15 protein-coding genes are annotated in these 16,259 nt (G+C 69.0%); 5 read left to right on the top strand and 10 right to left on the bottom strand.

The annotated features are described in order from the left end of the window. Nucleotides 1–44 precede the first annotated feature (44 nt). On the bottom strand, nt 45–1,304 hold the full coding sequence (locus G6N49_RS05160; RefSeq protein WP_011856156.1) for a saccharopine dehydrogenase family protein: 1,260 nt from the start codon (nt 1,302–1,304) through the stop codon (nt 45–47). Between the two features lie 10 nt (nt 1,305–1,314). Beyond that, nucleotides 1,315–3,315 (bottom strand): S9 family peptidase, encoded by a 2,001-nt coding sequence (locus G6N49_RS05155; protein ID WP_011856157.1) that lies wholly within the window; start codon nt 3,313–3,315, stop codon nt 1,315–1,317. Nucleotides 3,316–3,357: 42 nt separating this feature from the next. On the opposite strand from G6N49_RS05155, the gene G6N49_RS05150 reads away from it, so the two are divergent. Together G6N49_RS05150 and G6N49_RS05145 are read left to right on the top strand one after the other, a co-directional pair. Beyond that, nucleotides 3,358–4,527 (top strand): FAD-dependent monooxygenase, encoded by a 1,170-nt coding sequence (locus tag G6N49_RS05150; protein ID WP_011856158.1) that lies wholly within the window; start codon nt 3,358–3,360, stop codon nt 4,525–4,527. Then, entirely contained in the window at nt 4,524–5,156 is a 633-nt protein-coding gene (locus G6N49_RS05145; RefSeq protein WP_011856159.1) for a VOC family protein, read from the top strand. The genes G6N49_RS05150 and G6N49_RS05145 overlap by 4 nt, the downstream gene beginning before the upstream one ends. Here the strand turns inward: G6N49_RS05145 and G6N49_RS05140 are convergent. From G6N49_RS05140 to G6N49_RS05105, 8 genes are all read right to left on the bottom strand, one after another. Then, entirely contained in the window at nt 5,125–5,640 is a 516-nt protein-coding gene (locus tag G6N49_RS05140; RefSeq protein ID WP_011560945.1) for a transglycosylase family protein, read from the bottom strand. The two genes, G6N49_RS05145 and G6N49_RS05140, sit on opposite strands and share 32 nt — an antisense overlap. Nucleotides 5,641–5,847: 207 nt before the next feature. Beyond that, nucleotides 5,848–6,174, bottom strand: a complete 327-nt coding sequence (locus G6N49_RS05135) for a transglycosylase family protein (protein ID WP_064875025.1) — start codon at nt 6,172–6,174, stop codon at nt 5,848–5,850. A gap of 979 nt (nt 6,175–7,153) precedes the next feature. Further along, the gene (gene mobA / locus G6N49_RS05130; protein ID WP_011560947.1) at nt 7,154–7,744 is read right to left on the bottom strand and encodes a molybdenum cofactor guanylyltransferase; all 591 of its coding nucleotides are present in this window, start codon (nt 7,742–7,744) and stop codon (nt 7,154–7,156) included. Between the two features lie 10 nt (nt 7,745–7,754). Continuing rightward, nucleotides 7,755–8,861 carry a 2-oxoacid:ferredoxin oxidoreductase subunit beta gene (locus G6N49_RS05125; protein WP_011560948.1) on the bottom strand — a complete coding sequence of 369 codons (1,107 nt, stop codon included), beginning with the start codon at nt 8,859–8,861 and terminating at the stop codon, nt 7,755–7,757. Next, nucleotides 8,858–10,789, bottom strand: coding sequence for a 2-oxoacid:acceptor oxidoreductase subunit alpha (locus G6N49_RS05120; RefSeq protein ID WP_011856160.1), 1,932 nt, complete (start codon nt 10,787–10,789; stop codon nt 8,858–8,860). The genes G6N49_RS05125 and G6N49_RS05120 overlap by 4 nt, the downstream gene beginning before the upstream one ends. 318 nt (nt 10,790–11,107) lie before the next feature. Then, entirely contained in the window at nt 11,108–11,254 is a 147-nt protein-coding gene (locus tag G6N49_RS05115; protein ID WP_163647400.1) for a hypothetical protein, read from the bottom strand. Between the two features lie 94 nt (nt 11,255–11,348). Continuing rightward, on the bottom strand, nt 11,349–12,437 hold the full coding sequence (locus tag G6N49_RS05110) for an NAD(P)H-dependent amine dehydrogenase family protein (RefSeq protein WP_011560950.1): 1,089 nt from the start codon (nt 12,435–12,437) through the stop codon (nt 11,349–11,351). A gap of 6 nt (nt 12,438–12,443) precedes the next feature. After that, nucleotides 12,444–13,469, bottom strand: a complete 1,026-nt coding sequence (locus tag G6N49_RS05105) for a Rieske 2Fe-2S domain-containing protein (protein ID WP_011560951.1) — start codon at nt 13,467–13,469, stop codon at nt 12,444–12,446. Between the two features lie 45 nt (nt 13,470–13,514). On the opposite strand from G6N49_RS05105, the gene G6N49_RS05100 reads away from it, so the two are divergent. The 3 genes from G6N49_RS05100 to fdhD all read left to right on the top strand — a co-directional run bounded on the left by G6N49_RS05100 (nt 13,515) and on the right by fdhD (nt 16,178). Then, complete coding sequence (locus G6N49_RS05100) at nt 13,515–14,174, top strand: TetR/AcrR family transcriptional regulator (protein ID WP_011560952.1); 660 nt, start codon at nt 13,515–13,517, stop codon at nt 14,172–14,174. A 78-nt stretch (nt 14,175–14,252) separates the two neighbouring features. Continuing rightward, nucleotides 14,253–15,344, top strand: a complete 1,092-nt coding sequence (locus tag G6N49_RS05095) for an NHL repeat-containing protein (RefSeq protein ID WP_083044569.1) — start codon at nt 14,253–14,255, stop codon at nt 15,342–15,344. Between the two features lie 9 nt (nt 15,345–15,353). Beyond that, a complete protein-coding gene (gene fdhD / locus G6N49_RS05090) occupies nt 15,354–16,178 on the top strand; it encodes a formate dehydrogenase accessory sulfurtransferase FdhD (protein WP_011560954.1) in 825 nt (274 codons plus the stop codon). Nucleotides 16,179–16,259: the final 81 nt, after the last annotated feature.

Here is a 16,259-nt window from a genome sequence, read left to right as displayed (position 1 = left end):
CTAGGGAGCGGCGCGACCGCCTACCGCCCGGGTCCCACCCCTGCTCAGGCCAGTCGCGAGGTCTCCAGCGAGACACCGGCACCCGGGAACCGCGCCAGCAGCGCGTCACCCATCGCCGCCGCCGGCGTGAGCACCCCGCGCAGGTCGGACAGCTTGTCGCGGTCCAGTGCCAGCGCCAGACCGCACTCCCCGAGCAACACCGACGTGGCCTTGTAACCGGGGTCACCCCGCTGCGACATCCGGGCGAGGTAGCGCGCCCCGGTGGTGGTCGTGGTGTAGGTCTCGACGGTGTAGTGCCCGCGTTCGCGGGTCTGCTCGCTGGGGCCGGTGCCCGGCGCGGGCAGCACCCGGTCGACGAGTTTGCGCGGCAGCCGGTTGAAGTAGCGCGAACCGAGACCCATGACGGCGGCGCTGCCCGCGGTGGTCAACGCGGCGACGGCGGGTGCGACCGGTGTGCGCCCGGTGCTCATCACCTCGGAGTATTCGAGTCTGCGTCCGTAGGCGTAGCCCAGCAGCGCGTTGCTGCGCCGGACGATGCGGGTGTTCGGCCCGGCCATCGCGAACGCCGCGGTCCAGTAGCCGGACAGTTCGGGCGCGATCTCCGCACCGCGCCGCCAGCGCATGTCGGGCTGGGCGCCGAGTTCGGGTTCGGCGCTGCGGTCCGGCGACAGCGTGTAGGGGTCGGTCATCTCCCGGCGGGCCTCGGGGTCGGTCGAGGCGGTGTTCAGGACTTCCAAGATCGACGCGATCGTGCCCCCGGACGCCCCGCCGGCGAGGGTGCGCACCACCATGCTGGTGTCGCCGAGCTCGCCCTCCCCGTCCGCGGCCACCTTGCGGTGCAATGCGTAGACGGTGAGATCCGAAGGGATGGAGTCGAATCCGCAGGCGTGCACGATCCGGGCGCCGGTGTCGACCGCCTGTTTGTGGTAGTGGTCGATGCTGTCGCGGACGAACATCGTCTCGCCGGTCAGGTCGGCGTAGTCGGTGCCGGCGGCCGCGCACGCGGCGACCAGGGGCAGCCCGTACTTGGTGTAGGGCCCGACGGTGGTGATGACGACGCGGGCGCGGGCGGCCATCGCGTTGAGCGTCGACGGCTGCGAGGCGTCGGCGGTGATGAGCTCCCAGTCGGTGGCCTTCGGCCCCAGCGACTCGCGGACCTCGAGCAGTTTGTCCTGCGAGCGGCCGGCCAGCGCGATGCGGGCCCCGGCACCGTGGTCGGCCAGGTATTCGGCGGTCAGTTTCCCGACGAATCCGGTGGCTCCGTAGACGACGATGTCGAACTCACGCTGCTGTGCGGGACTCATGGTTTCGACGCTACCCGAGCAGTTCGGGCAGCTCGACGTCCCGCCCGAGCACGTGCCGGGCCAGGAATGCGAAGACGACCTGGTACCAGAGCTTCGCATGCTGGGGAGCAAGCACCCAGTGGTTCTCCGAGGGGTAGTAGAGGAAGCGGTGCGGTCCGGTGCCGTCGTCCGCGGCGGGCAGGCGCGATCTGGTGAGCAGCTCGTACCAGAGCCGCAGCGCTTCGCCGATCGGCACCCGGTAGTCCTTGTCGCCGTGGATCACCAACATCGGCGTGGCGATGTTCTCCACGAACAGGTGCGGTGAATTGCGTTCGGCCATCTCGGGTGTCATCTCGCGCGCCCACCAGTACGCGCCGTCGGTGGTGGGACCGAACTGATCGAGCGCCCACAGGCTGGCGTGGGTGACGATCGCATCGAACCGGTCGGTGTGCCCGGCGATCCAGTTGGCCATGTATCCGCCGAACGACCCACCCATCGCCGCGGTGCGGGTGCCGTCGATGCGCGGGTCGGCGGTCACCGCGTCGGTGGCGGCCATCAGATCCGTGTAGGGCGCCTCGCCCCAGGCGCCCCAGCCCCGCTGGATGAAGTCCTGGCCGTAGCCGGTGGACAGGGCCGGATCGGGGAGCAGCACGGCGTAGCCCTGCGCGACCATCAGCCACGGATTCCACCGCCAGTGCCAGGCGTTCCAACTGGCGAGCGGTCCGCCGTGGATCCACAGCAGCAGCGGCGCCGGGGCGTTCTCGCCGGCGCCGTCGGGCAGGGCCAGCCAGGACCGCACGGCGGCGCCGTCGGGTGCGGTGGCGGTGATCTCGCTCAGCGTGCCCGGCAGCCTCGGGGCGTCGACGGTCGGCAGGACGGTGACGGTGCCGTCGGGGTCGATGCGCACCGGGTGCGGTGGGGCGGCGTAGTTGTGGCGGATCGCGAAGAGCACACCGCCGGGTGCGGTGACGACGTCGGTGTAGGTGTGGTCGTCGTCGGTCAGCTTGGTGACAGCGCCGGTGTCCGGGTCGATCAGGAAGATCGGCCCGCGGCCGTTGTCGTCGGCGGTGACGATTAGTTTCGCGCCGTCGCGGCTCCAGGTGACCGATGTCGGCCACCGGTCCCAGTGGGCTGTCAGTTCGCGCACCTCACCACCGAAATGCAGGCAGCACAATGTGATTCGCGGGGCCTGCAGCGGAGTGGAGATCGTCTCGCGGGTGAACGCCAGCATCCGGCCGTCCGGGGAGATGGCCGGATGGCCCAGATCGGCCCCGGGGTCGTCGGCGACCGTGGTGCGCTCACCGCTGCCGACCTCGACGCGTACCAGGGTGTCGCGCAGCGCCGCCCCGGCGGACGGGTTCTGCCAGGAGGTGACGAGAAAGCTGCCGTCGTCGCTGACGTCGACGGCGGCGTCGCGCAGACCGCCGCCCGGTCGGGGTGTGAGGTCGCGGCCGTCGGCGGCGTCGAGCAGATGCGGCTGATCGGGTCCGAGGTCGTGATCCCAGGAGCGCACCGGATACCCGCTGTGCAGGACCGCGGAGACCTTGTTGTCCTTTCTCAGCGCACGCAGCCTCTTGTCGTCGTCGAGGTCGGCGGCCGAGACCAGCATCGGCGCGCTCACCACCGCGACCCCCGCGGCCCGGGCGCAGCGCACGGACGTTACACCGCCGGGCGGGGTGAGTTCCTCGACCGCTTCCCCGCCCTGTGCGGGCAGCCGCCACAGCGCCGCGGGCGGCGAGTCCCCGTCCTCGGCGGAATCCCCGGTGGGGCGCGACGCGAGGAACAGCAGATCTCCGCCCGGGGTGAACGCCGGCGCCCGCTCCCCCTTCGCGCCGCGGGTGAGGCGGCGGGCGGGGCGCCTCCCGGCGGGGTCCAGTTCCCAGATCGCGGTGACGAACGCGGTGCGCTTGTCGTCGAGCTCGCTGATCGTGGTCACCACCCGCGACCCGTCGGGAGACACGGCGAGCCCGGCCACCCGTGGGAGTGCGAGGTAGGCGTCGAGCTCCGCGAACGGCGAGACAGTGTCCGGCATGACTTCAAGTAGGTAGCACACCGTGCGCGTTAGGTTCGACCGATGTCGCAGCAGATTCTGGTCGTGGGCGCGGGTATCGCCGGTCTGGCCACCGCGGTGGCGCTGCAGCGGATCGGCCACCCGGTCACGGTCGTCGAGGAGAAGGCGGACACGTCGGCCGGTGCGGGCATCAGCATCTGGCCCAATGCGCTGGCCGCTCTCGACGCGTTCGGCCTCGGCGACGCGGTGCGCGCCTCCGGTGGCCGGGTGACAGCGGGCGCGCTGCGGTGGCACGACGGCACGTGGTTGCGCAGGCCGTCGGCCGACCGGATGGTGCGAGCCCTGGGTGAGCCGCTGGTGGTGACCCGTCGGGCCGACCTGACCGCAATCCTGGCCGGCGCCCTGGCGCCGGGGACAGTGCAACGCGGTGTCGCCGCCAGCGTGATCGACACGACACCGGCCGGGGTGCGCATCACGCTGTCGGACGGATCGGTACGCGATGCGGCCGCGGTGATCGGCGCCGACGGGGTCGGCTCGATGGTGGCCCGCCACCTCAACGGACCGCTGCGCCACCGCTACGCCGGGTACACCGCGTGGCGCGGCATCGCGGCCCACCGCCTCGACCCGCAGTTGGCGGGCCAGACGCTGGGGGCGGGCACCGAGGTGGGCCACGTCCCGCTGGGACCCGACCACACCTACTGGTTCGCCACCGAACGCACCGCCGAGGGCGGTTCGATACCGCAGGGTGAGCTCGACTACCTGCGGGAAAAGTACCGCAGCTGGGCCGAGCCGATCCCCACGCTGCTGGCCACCAGTGCCGCACAGGACGTACTGCGCAACGACCTCTACGACCGGGAGCAGATCCGCGTCTGGTCGCGAGGCTTGGTGACCCTGGTCGGTGACGCCGCCCATCCCATGCGGCCGCACCTGGGACAGGGTGGTTGTCAGGGCCTCGAGGACGCGGCCGTCCTGGCGCGGTTCGTGGCGGCCGCCACGGGCACCGAGACCGACTTCGCGACCGCATTCGTCCGATTCGCCGGCTTCCGCCGAGCCCGGGTACGGGCGCTGGTCCGGGAGTCCAAGTTGATCGGCCGCGTCGTCAATCTGCGCCCGGCCGTTCTGAGCGCGCTGGCGAGCAGGGCGACGGTGGTGATCCCCGAGGCTGTCCTGGGCCGCCACCTGGCCGCGGTCGCGGCGGGCTCGGCATTCACGCTCCCGGAGGCGCCCGGATGACCGCCACGCTGGGGCCCTTGCTGGTGGACGCCGCCGATCCGCCGGCGATGGCGGCGTTCTGGTCGGCCGCGCTGGGGCGCCCGGAGCAGGAGCGCCTGTTGCGCTTCCGGGTCCAGCGGGCCCCGAAGACGGTGAAGAACCGCGTACATCTCGACGTCGCGGTCGGTCCGGAGGGCCGGGGTGTCGACCGGCTGCTGAGGCTCGGCGCCCGGGTACTCGCCGACCACCTACCCGACTGGGTGACGCTGGCCGACGTCGAGGGCAACGAGTTCTGCGCGTTCCCCGGTCGGCCCGACGACGACGCGGCTGCCCGGGTGTTCGCGGTGTGCACCGACAGTGCGCAGCCCGAACAGCTGGCCGCGTGGTGGGCGGCGAGGGTCGGCGCGCGGATCGGTCCTGGACCGGATCAGACGCCACGCTGGCTGCACGGGTGCGCCGGTTGGCCGGGACTCATCTGGAAGTTCGTCCGCGTCGACGATGCGCGCATCACGCCGAATCGCTGGTGGCCGACGCTGGCGGAGTCGGTGGACGACCTGGTGGCCGCCGGTGCACTGATGCGCTCCGACGGCACGCTGGTCGATCCGCAGGGCAACGAGTTCAGCGCTGACCCAGAGTCCCCAGCGGGCTGAGCACCGTCGAGCAGAGCTGCTTGAGGTCCACGATGCCCAGGACGCTGCCCGAGCGGACCGCGGCGCAGCCGGTGGCCGGACGCGGTGCGGCGGCCGGGGCGGCCACCCGGGGGGTCTGCGGGTTGTTCCACACGGCGGCGCGGGTGGCGACGCCACGCGGACCGCACTTCGGCCAGGCCTTGAGTCCCTGGGTGGCGAGCACGCGCTCGGCCACCTGGATCTGCTCGCTGCGCGATGCATTGGCCGGATTGCCGCGCCCGCCGTGCGACGACCAGGTGGTGGGCTTGAACTGAAGCCCACCGAAGTACCCGTTGCCGGTGTTCGTCGACCAGTTGCCGCCTGATTCGCACTGCGCGATGGCGTCCCAGTTGACCGAGTCGGCGCTCGCCGTTGCCGACGAGAAGAACGTCGGGACCAGCGCGAACGCCGCGCCGATGACGGTGAGCCAGATACCTCGGGTGAGAGCTTTACCGATGTTGATCATGTGCGGTCCTTCCCCGACCGTTTGACACCAGGACCGCGGTGGAAGGACTGCTCTCTCCCGATGCGGTTATGGGGAGTGTCGGGTGACGGACATCACGTGTTACCAGGGTTGCGAAAGTTTTAGTCGTTACTTATCTGACGTAAGAGGCCAATGAGAGCAAAGGGGCGGCACCTGTCGGTGCCGCCCCTTTTTGCGTCTCGATGTGCGTCAGCCACGCCCACCGCAGGTCGGCCATGCGCCGATGCCCTGGGACTGCAGCACGTTCTCGGCCACGCGGATCTGCTCTTCACGCGAGGCGTTGTGCGGCGAACCCGAGCCGCCGTTGGACTGCCAGGTGCCCATCGTGAACTGCAGGCCGCCGTAGTAGCCGTTGCCAGTGTTGATCGACCAGTTGCCGCCCGACTCGCACGCCGCGACGGCGTCCCAGTTGACGCCACTGTCCGCATTCGCGGTGCCGGCGCCCAGCGCCATCGGAGCCACAGCGAGCGCCCCGGCAAAGGTGGCCAGACCAAGCGTCTTGCGGATGTTCTTCAAAACTTCTTCCTTTCGCCAAGCGCGCGCCATCCACGCCCGGCAAGCCGGGCGCGCAGCCTGAAGCACAGGCAGGAGAGCTGAGCCGCACCGTCTCGGTCAGGTGCGACATGGGGAGCTCGACATGCTCCGCCGGACTTCAGCCCGACGTCCGCTGGGCGATCTCGCCGTCCGCGGCCCCACTCACGCGCAGGTTCGTGGTTTGGAATTATTTGCTCCGGGTCAGGAGCTGTCGAGGACGCTACAAAGCGTTCGCCGAGAAGTCATATCCACCGAACGCCGGATCACCGCAGATAACGAGATGATCACGACAGCCTGTGAGCCTCTTAACTCGCAGGTCAGCGCATGATCACCGAGGCGCGCGCGACCGCATGCGACGACCTGTTTTCGTGAGTCAAATCACGCACATTTTGTGAGCTGGACCACGTCGCAGGAGGTTTGACCAGCACAAATGTGGTCACGACGGCGATTCGGTGGTCCGGGGCGGGCACCTCCCCATGAACCGATTCGCTCACCGGCACCGGCCGATGCGACGCGTCTCCGTCCACCAATATCGTGGCACACCAACTACTTTCGTGCTTTAAGCCGCGGTGCCGCTTCGATCAGCCATACCGGCAAGACAGCGAATCACGTTGCCGCACAATTCGATTCCCGGTCGATGACCGCTCCCCTTCGAGGCCCACGACTGGCCCTTACGCCCGCGAAAAGGCCTACACCGGCCTATTCAGCCAATTTTCGAGGCTGCCGCCGGAATGTAGCACCCACCCGCGCCGAAAGCCACGGTCGGTCAGTGAGCCGAAATCCGCACTGCGCGAGGGGATTCGAGCAGAGTCATCCAAAAAATGGCCGGTGCGAGCGCATTGATGCCACACATTTTCGCGCCGTTGATCACGAACCGGTAAATGGCGTATTCACGCGGCGATTCCGCCGAATTGTTCACAACGGAACAAATCATGCCCGGCAAGACAATTTGCTGGGGAGATCAGCGGGTAACGGGCAGATCGGCAGGGGTGTTGGCGTTGGTGAGCGCCCGCTGTTCGGGCATGACGATCCGCTGGGTGTCGACGGTGTCCACCAGGGCCCGCATACTGCGCTCGCCGGCGGCCACCAGAGCGGAGATGTGGCCCGCGAGTGAGGTCCGGTAGACACCCGCCAGGTAGTGGTCGCGGCCGTCCCACGGCAGCACGACGTCGACGCCGAGTCGTGCGGCGGGCACGGCCAGGTCGTCGACGAAGTCCATCGTCAGATACGGCATGTCGACGGCGCAGACGAACGCCCACTCACAGCCGGCTTCGGCGGCCGCGCGCAGCCCCCGGCCGGTGGCCAACAGTGGACCCACCCCGCGCACCTCGTCGCGCAGCACGTGCGCCTCGAGTTCGGGAAGGGGTTGGCCCGGTGCGGCGATCACGAACACCTGCGAACAACGCCGTCCGACGGTGGTCACCACGTGCTCGACCAGGGTGGAACCGTCGACCACCAGCGTCGCCTTGTCGCGCCCCATACGGCGGGACGCCCCGCCCGCCAGCACGACTGCGGCCAACGGTACGGGTGAGGTCGTCGCCCCTTGGGTCACCTGGGCGACGTTAGTCGACGGTCCAGGTGTCCTTGCCGCGAAGCAGCGATTGCAGTGCCGCCGTGTCGTGCGGCTTGGCCTCGCGCGCCGAGCTGACCTGCTCGCGGGCGGCATCGTCATAGGTGGGCCGGTTGACCTGCCGGAAGATGCCCATCACCATGTGGTCGAGGTTCTGCTCGGACAGGCGGGACAGCGCGAACGCGTACGCCGGGTCGTCGATCTGGGCGTTGTGCACCACGATCTCCTCGGCAGGCACGTCGGCGGTCTTGGCGACCTCGAGGCCGTAGCCGGATTTCACGACGCAGTACTCGCCGTCGGCGCCGAAGGTGATCGGCTCGCCGTGGCGGACGTTGATCAGCCGCTCCTCGGCGCCCTCCTTGCGCAGCGCGTCGAACGAACCGTCGTTGAAGATCGGGCAGTCCTGCAGGATCTCGACCAGGGCGGCGCCGCGGTGCTGGGCCGCGGCGCGCAGCACCTCGGAGAGGCCCTTGCGGTCGGAGTCCAGCGCGCGGCCGACGAACGTGGCCTCGGACCCCAGCGCCAGCGACACCGGGTTGAACGGGTAGTCCAGCGAGCCCATGGGCGTCGACTTCGTGACCTTGCCGACCTCGGAGGTCGGCGAGTACTGACCCTTGGTCAGACCGTAGATCCGGTTGTTGAACAGCAGGATCGTGATGTTGATGTTGCGGCGCAGCGCGTGGATCAGGTGGTTGCCGCCGATCGACAGCGAGTCGCCGTCGCCGGTGACGACCCACACCGACAGGTCGGGACGCGCCAGCGCGAGCCCGGTGGCGATGGTCGGCGCGCGGCCGTGGATCGAGTGGAAGCCGTAGGTCTCCAGGTAGTACGGGAACCGGCTCGAGCAGCCGATACCGCTGATGAACGCGATGTTCTCCCGGCGCAGGCCCAACTCCGGCAGGAAGTTGCGGATCGTGTTGAGGATGACGTAGTCACCGCACCCGGGGCACCAGCGCACCTCCTGGTCGCTGGTGAAGTCCTTACCCTTCTGGGGCTGGTCGGTGGTGGGCACCCCCGCGGTCTTCGACAGCGGCGTCAGGCTCAGGTCGGTTCCGATCAACTGAGTGGCGCGATCCGCTTCGCTTCTCGCTGTTGTCATTCGTCAGCTCCCACGCCAGCTCCCACGGTGGCCGCAGCCAGCCGCGCGAACGTGGCCTTCTCGTTTTCCTTGTCTCCCAGTGTGCCGTCGATCGCCGCATCGATGATGCCTTCGACCTCGTCAGCCAGGAATGCCATGCCCTCGACCTTGGTCACCGACTGCACGTCGGCGAGGTAACGCCCGCGCAGCAGCAGCGCCAGCTGCCCCATGTTCATCTCCGGCGCCACGAGCTTCGGATACCGCGCGAGCACGTCACCGAGATTGGCCGGGAACGGGTTGAGGTGCCGCAGGTGCGCGTGGGCGACCTTGACGCCCTTGCGCCGGGCCCGGCGGCACGCCTCACCGATCGGTCCGTAGCTGCTGCCCCAGCCGATCAGGAGCAACTCCGCGTCGCCGGTCGGATCGTCGACCTCGAGATCGGGCACGGTGATGCCGTCGATCTTGGCCTGCCGCAGGCGGACCATGAGGTCGTGGTTCTTCGGCTCGTAGCTGATGTTGCCCGAACCGTTGGCCTTCTCCAGACCGCCGATCCGGTGTTCGAGACCCGCGGTGCCGGGCACGGCGAACTGGCGGGCCAGCGTCTCCGGATCGCGTGCGTACGGCGCGAAGTCGTCACCGGACTGCGCGAAGGTGTGGTCGATCCGCTCGTACCCGGTGATGTCGGGGATGCGCCACGGCTCCGAACCGTTGGCGATCGCGCCGTCGGACAGGATGATCACCGGCGTGCGGTAGGTCAGCGCGATCCGCGCCGCATTCACCGCGATGTCGAAGCAGTCCGACGGCGACCGGGGTGCGAGCACCGCGACGGGCGACTCGCCGTTGCGGCCGTAGAGCGCCTGCAGCAGGTCGGCCTGTTCGGTCTTGGTGGGCAGGCCGGTCGACGGGCCGCCGCGCTGCACGTCGACGATCACCAGCGGCAGTTCGGTCATCACGCCGAGGCCGATCGCCTCGGCCTTGAGCGCCACACCGGGACCCGACGTGCTCGTCACGCCCAGCGCGCCGCCGTAGGAGGCGCCGAGAGCCGCACCGATGCCGGCGATCTCGTCCTCGGCCTGGAAGGTGAGGACGTTGAAGTTCTTGTGCTTGGACAGCTCGTGCAGGATGTCCGACGCCGGGGTGATCGGGTAAGTGCCGAGCACGAGCTGCGTGTTCGCGAGCTGCCCGGCGGCGACGAGCCCGTACGCCAGCGCGGTGTTACCCGAGATCTGCCGGTACTCACCGGACTTCAGCTTGGCCGGCGACACCTCGTAGGTGGTGGCGAACGCCTCGGTGGTCTCACCGAAGTTCCAGCCGGCCTTGAGCGCCAGCACGTTGGCCGCGGCCACATCGGGCTTGCGGGCGAACTTCTCCTGGATGAAGGCTTCGCTCTGGTGCAGTTCGCGGCCGTACATCCACGACAGCAGGCCGAGGGCGAACATGTTCTTCGCGCGCTGCCCGTCCTTCTTCGACGCGCCGATCTCCTCGACGGCACCGAGGGTCAGCGTGGTCATCGGGACGGCCTGCACGACGTAGTCGGACAGCTCGTCGGTCTCCAGCGGGTTGGCGTCGTAGCCGACCTTGGCCAGGTTGCGCTTGGTGAACTCGTCGGAGTTGGCGATGATCAGGCCGCCGCGGGGCAGGTCGGAGACGTTGGCCTTGAGCGCCGCCGGGTTCATCGCCACCAGCACGTCGGGCCGGTCGCCGGCGGTGAGGATGTCGTAGTCGGCGATCTGGATCTGGAACGACGAGACACCGGGCAGGGTGCCCTGGGGGGCGCGGATCTCGGCGGGATAGTTCGGCTGGGTCGCGAGGTCGTTTCCGAACAGCGCCGCCTCGGAGGTGAACCGGTCACCCGTGAGCTGCATACCGTCACCGGAGTCACCGGCGAACCGGATGACGACCTTCTCGAGCTTCTGCCGCGGTGCGGCGCCGTTGCCGTTCAGCCCCATCCCCCTGCCTTTCCCACTGTGAGCAGCGGGTCCACCAGTTCGCGGGCGCTGCGGCGCGCCGTCGGCGGACGACCCACATACGTTCGAATAGAAGTTGATGTCACTCTTAGTACCGATTATTGCACTGTTCTTAGGCAACCCGGTACCACACGGCACACCGCCACGCCGGGCAGGGTGGATTGAATGCGCTGTTCAGCGCGGTGAAGCCCACCCGGAACACGGCGATGTGTGGTCTTCGTCACGTTTGGAGAACGCGATTCTCCTAAGAAAAAGTTACCCACCGGTAGCTGTCGGCTAGCACAGTTTGAGGCGGTGGATCTACGGCCGGCGACCGCCGCGCGGTGACGAGTGACGGCGCTCGGTCCACCGGAACCGGAGCATGAGGATCTGGCGGTGCGCACGCCACCCGGCCGACAGCGGGTCGCGCCAGGCCGGCGTACGCGACCAGTCGGATTCGACGTCCATGCCTCAATTGTGCAGATCCCGGCCCGGTCGGCACGCCGGCGCGCATGTGACGTCGGCATCGGATCGGTGAACAGTGTGTTGCGGATTCGGCGCGTCAGATCTTGAACCGGCCCGCGAACCCGCGCAGCGGTAGATCGGCGCTGGTCAACAGTCCGGGCGGGGCGGCGACGACGGAGGCGATCGCGTTGAGCGCGGGAAGCCCGGTGACGGTCATGCCGATCGAGGCGAACGATGCGGGGTCGGACAGGTCCACGCCGGGCTTCGGGAAGATCATGTGTTTGTTGTAGATGCACGGATCGCCCTTGATCTGGGTGATGTAGCAGCCCTTGATGTCCCAGCTGGGGTCGGTGTACGGGGTCATCTGCCACTCGAGGTGCGTCTCGACGCGGGGCACCCCGTCCACCATGCCCTGGTACTTGATGTAGTTGCCCCCGAGCGATCCCTTCGGCAGCTGGTACCAACCGAGGTCGACGTCCTTGGTGCAGGCACCGAGCTCGTAGGAGAAGGTCACCTCGTCGAGTTGCAGGCCGAAGCAGTCGGCCATCATCAGCACGCTGTCGGCGAAGACGCGCGTGTACTTCTCCAACTTGCCCGGGATGTCCGGATCGTCGACGGGTTGGCCGTAGCCGACCTCGATCCAGGTGTCCCTGCTGTGGTGGCACGACACGTCGACCGACTCGATGGTCGTGACGTTCTCGATCTCGGCGACGTCGGCGGAGCACACGACCCCGAGGATCTGGTTCACGCCGGGGTTCATCCCGGTGCCGTAGAACGTGGAACCACCACGTGCGGCCGCTTCCGCCAGGACCTGGGTGACCGGTCTCCCCGACGGGTGCGGGTGGTTGTGGTCGCGGTGCCATCCGGTGATCCAGTCGGCGGTGGTGACGATGTCGATGCCGGCCTCGAGGACCTTGACGTAGAGGTCCTCGTCGGGGAACACGCCATGAAACGTCAAGACGTCGGGCCGTGCCGCGATGATCTCGTCGACCGAACCGGTGGCGGTCACGCCGATCGGGTCGATGCCGGCGATCTCGCCGGCGTCGCGGCCGATCTTGTCCGGTGTGTAGCAGTGCAGGCCGACCAGTTCGAGGTCGGGCCGGTGCTGCAGCCGCTTGATCATCTCGGTGCCGACGTTGCCGGTCGCGACCTGGAAGACCCGGATCGGGGAAAGCCTGTCGGACATGGTGATTCAGCCCTTCTGTAGTGCGGCGTGGACTTCGGCGGCGCTGCCACCGATGCCGTCCGGGTAGAACTGCTTGGCCCACTGGCGGATCGCGGTGAAACCCTCGAACTCGGCGGTCGCCAGCGCGGGCGGATCGGAGTAGCGCTGGTGGCTCCAGATGTGGATGTCCTGGGCGAACTGCCGGATGACCTCCTCGCCGAAGCCGCGCGCCTTGTCCGCGGCCCGCTGGTCGTCTCGACCGGGAGTGCGTCCGATGTAGACCATGAACCGGACATCGGAGGTGCGCTCGTCGACGGGGGTGACCGCCGAGATCGTGCGGTTGTCGACCATCCCCCAGCTCTTGGTCACCGCGATGCCCAGCCCGCCGTTGATGGCCTCGACGCCGCTGCGCACATCGTCGATGGACTGACCCTCGTCACCTTCGAACGTGATGGTGAAGTCGACGTAGGACACGGGTGCGGAGAAGTCGTGACGGGTGAACACCGGGACGATCGGCGTCTGGTGCACGTACTTGAAATGCGCGAAGTCGACGCCGTTCTCGAGGACGTACTGCGGGTGCATCTCCAGCGACCCGCGGAAGAGCCGCTGCTGCGGGTAGTAGCCCGCGGCGCTGCTGCCGTCGGCGAACGAGGCGAACACGTCGGGGGCGTCGAAGAAGGGTTCGCGGCCGTCGACGTCGTGCCAGATCCAGATGGCGTCGTTGCGCTCGACCACCGGGTAGGTCCGCATCCGCCTGCCGCGGTTGGGCCGGTCCTGATACGGGATGCAGACGTTGCGACCCTCGGCGTTCCACTGCCAGCCGTGGAACGGGCACTGGATGACCTCGTCGACCACGTGACCGCCGTGGCCGAGGTGCGCGCCGAGGTGTTCGCAGTAGGCGTTCATCACGGTGACGCGGCCCGACTGTGTGCGCCAGGCCACCATCTCCTCGCCGAAGTAGTGCATCGCGCGCACGTCCCCGACGCCGACCTCGTCCGACCACGCCACGCAGAACCAGCCGGTCGGCTTCATCGACAACGGCGGTTTGGCCATTGGACAAGAATCACAGAGGGCTCTACGATTCGTCAAGTGGTAGAGGTGAACCGGCGCCCGAACCGGCGCGGACAGGCCACCCGTGAGGCGATGCTCGACGCCGCGCTGCGGACTCTCGCCACGGGTGACGCCACCGCGGCGTCGGCCAACCGCATCGCCAAGGACGCCGGTGCCACCTGGGGTGCGGTGAAGTACCAGTTCGGGGACATCGACGGGCTCTGGGCGGCCGTGCTCGCGCGCACCGCCGAGCGCCGCGGACAACTCGCCCCGGCGCTCTTCGCGAGGACGCTCATCGGCAGGTCGAGCACCACACCCGAAGCGCCCCTGCGGGCACGGGTCGCCGCCATCATCGACGTGCTCTTCGACGGTCTGTCCGCTCCGGACTCCCGCGCGATCGAGACGCTGCGCGCGGCGCTGCCACGCGACGGCGCCGAACTGGAACGGCTCTACCCTCGGACCGCGGCCGAACTGCAGTCGTGGGGCCAGAGCTGGATCGCGGCCTGTCAGACCGCGTTCGCCGATGTCGACGTCGACCCCGAGCGTGTCCGCGAAGTCGCCTCGTTCATCCCCGGCGCGATGCGCGGTCTGGTCTCCGAGCGCCAACTCGGTTCGTACTACGACCTGGACCTCGCCCGGCGCGGACTGACCAACGCGATCGTCACCTACCTGCAGCCGGCCCGGGGATCTGTGCCCGGCGCCGACTGACCGCCGCGCGGAACAGCCGTCACCATCGCGTCATCGCCGGCGCGCGCGTCAGCGTCGGCGAGCGGGTACCGCACCACCATGGCCCTGCTCCGCGCCGCCGCGGCCGCGGCCGCCGTCCTCACCGTGGTCGGCGGGTGCGCGTCGGAACAGTCGGCGCAACCACCGTCGACGTCCGCCGCCACCGCGACGACCACCGGGCTGCTGCCGTCCGGAGTGCCGACCGAAGGCAGCCGCCCACCCGTCGAGGGGCTGCCGCCACCGGCCGAACCACAGCGGGCGCCGGCCCCGACGACACCCGTGCCCGGTCGCACCGTCGCGGTCGGAGCCCAGCCGGAGGGCATCGTCGTCGACGCGCAGACGCGCACCGTCGCCGTACTGAAACGTCAGCCCGACGAGCTGGTACTTCTCGACGCCGATACCGGAGAGGTCACCGGCCGTACCGCGCTGCCCGGGTTCGGCCGTCACCTGCAGCTGGCGCGGCCCGGCGGCCCGGTGCTGGTCCCCGTCGAAAGTGCCGACGCGCTCATTCGCGTCGCGCTGCCCGGTGGCGAGTCCCAGTCGCAGATCGTCACCGGCACGTTCCCGCACGACGCGTCCGAAGCCCCCAACGGCACGGTCTTCGTGGCCAACGAACTCGGCGGGACGGTGACCGTCCTGCGCGGCGACGAGATCGTCAAGGTGTTCACCGACAGTGTCCAGCCCGCCGGTCTCGCGCCGGTCGGCGACTCGATGGGGTTGCTCGACGTCCGCAAGAACGACCTCACCGTCTACGACACCGAAGAGCTGACGATCGTCGGTGCAACAACCGCCGGCGAAGGACCGACCCACCAGGTCGCCGACAAGCACGGCCGGCTGATCGTGACCGACACCCGCGGTGACGCCGTGCGCGTGTTCACGCCGCGGCCGGAGCCGCGAGAAGTGGGGCTGGCGGCACAGCCCGGCGGGCCCTACGGCATCACCTATGACCCGAACCACGACCGGGTGTGGGTGGCGTCCTCGGGCACCAACGAGGTCGTCGGGTACGACATGGCCGAACCGACGCCGCGGGAGGTGGCGCGGTTCCCGACGGTGCAGAATCCCTACACCGTCGCCGTCGACCCCACGACCGGCAGGCTGTTCGTCGCCGGTGTGACCGGAGGCGTGGTCCAGATCATCGACGTCACCTCCTAGGCTGGAGGCATGGGTCGTGTCACCGCGCGGCGGCGCATACACCACATCACCGCCGAAACCAGCGTCGCGCGGCCCGAGACGCTGGCGGTCGAAGAGCCACTCGAGATCCGCGTCGGGGGCGAACCACTCACCGTCACGATGCGTACACCCGGGTCGGATGTCGAACTGGCACAAGGCTTTCTGCTCACCGAAGGAATCATCGGGCACCGCGACGACGTGCTGACGGTGCGGTACTGCCGCGGCGCGGGCGATGACGGCGTCAACACCTACAACGTGCTCGACGTGGCGTTGGCGCCGCACGTGTCCGCACCCAGTCCGGATCTGCGGCGCAACTTCTATTCCACCTCGTCGTGCGGGGTGTGCGGCAAGGCCTCCCTGGAGGCCGTGCAACTCATCAGCCGACACGGACCCGGAGACGACCCCACCCGGGTGGGCGCCGACACGTTGTCCGCACTGCCGGATCGGCTACGGGCGGCGCAGAAGGTGTTCGCCACCACCGGCGGGCTGCACGGCGCCGCGCTGTTCACCGCCGACGGCGGGATGCTCGTCGTGCGCGAGGATGTCGGTAGGCACAACGCCGTCGACAAGGTGATCGGCTGGGCACTCGAGGCCGACCGCATCCCCCTGACCGGAACGGTGCTTCTGGTCAGCGGCCGGGCATCCTTCGAGCTGACGCAGAAGGCCGTCATGGCGGGTATCCCGGTGCTCGCCGCGGTATCGGCGCCGTCGTCGCTGGCGGTCGACCTGGCCGGCCAGTCCGGCCTCACGCTGGTGGCCTTCCTGCGCGGCCAGTCGATGAACGTCTACACCCGGCCGGACCGCATCACCCGCTGATCTCCACGCGATCTCCACGAAACCTCCAAGTCCGTACGCCGTCACCTGGCTGACCATCGAAGTCCGATGGACACCGCCAAG

The organism is Mycolicibacterium monacense (genome assembly GCF_010731575.1).
Classification (GTDB): Bacteria; Actinomycetota; Actinomycetes; order Mycobacteriales; family Mycobacteriaceae; genus Mycobacterium; species Mycobacterium monacense.
The sequence above is the reverse complement of the archived record's forward strand: the minus strand, read 5'-3'. Positions and strand labels throughout refer to the sequence as shown.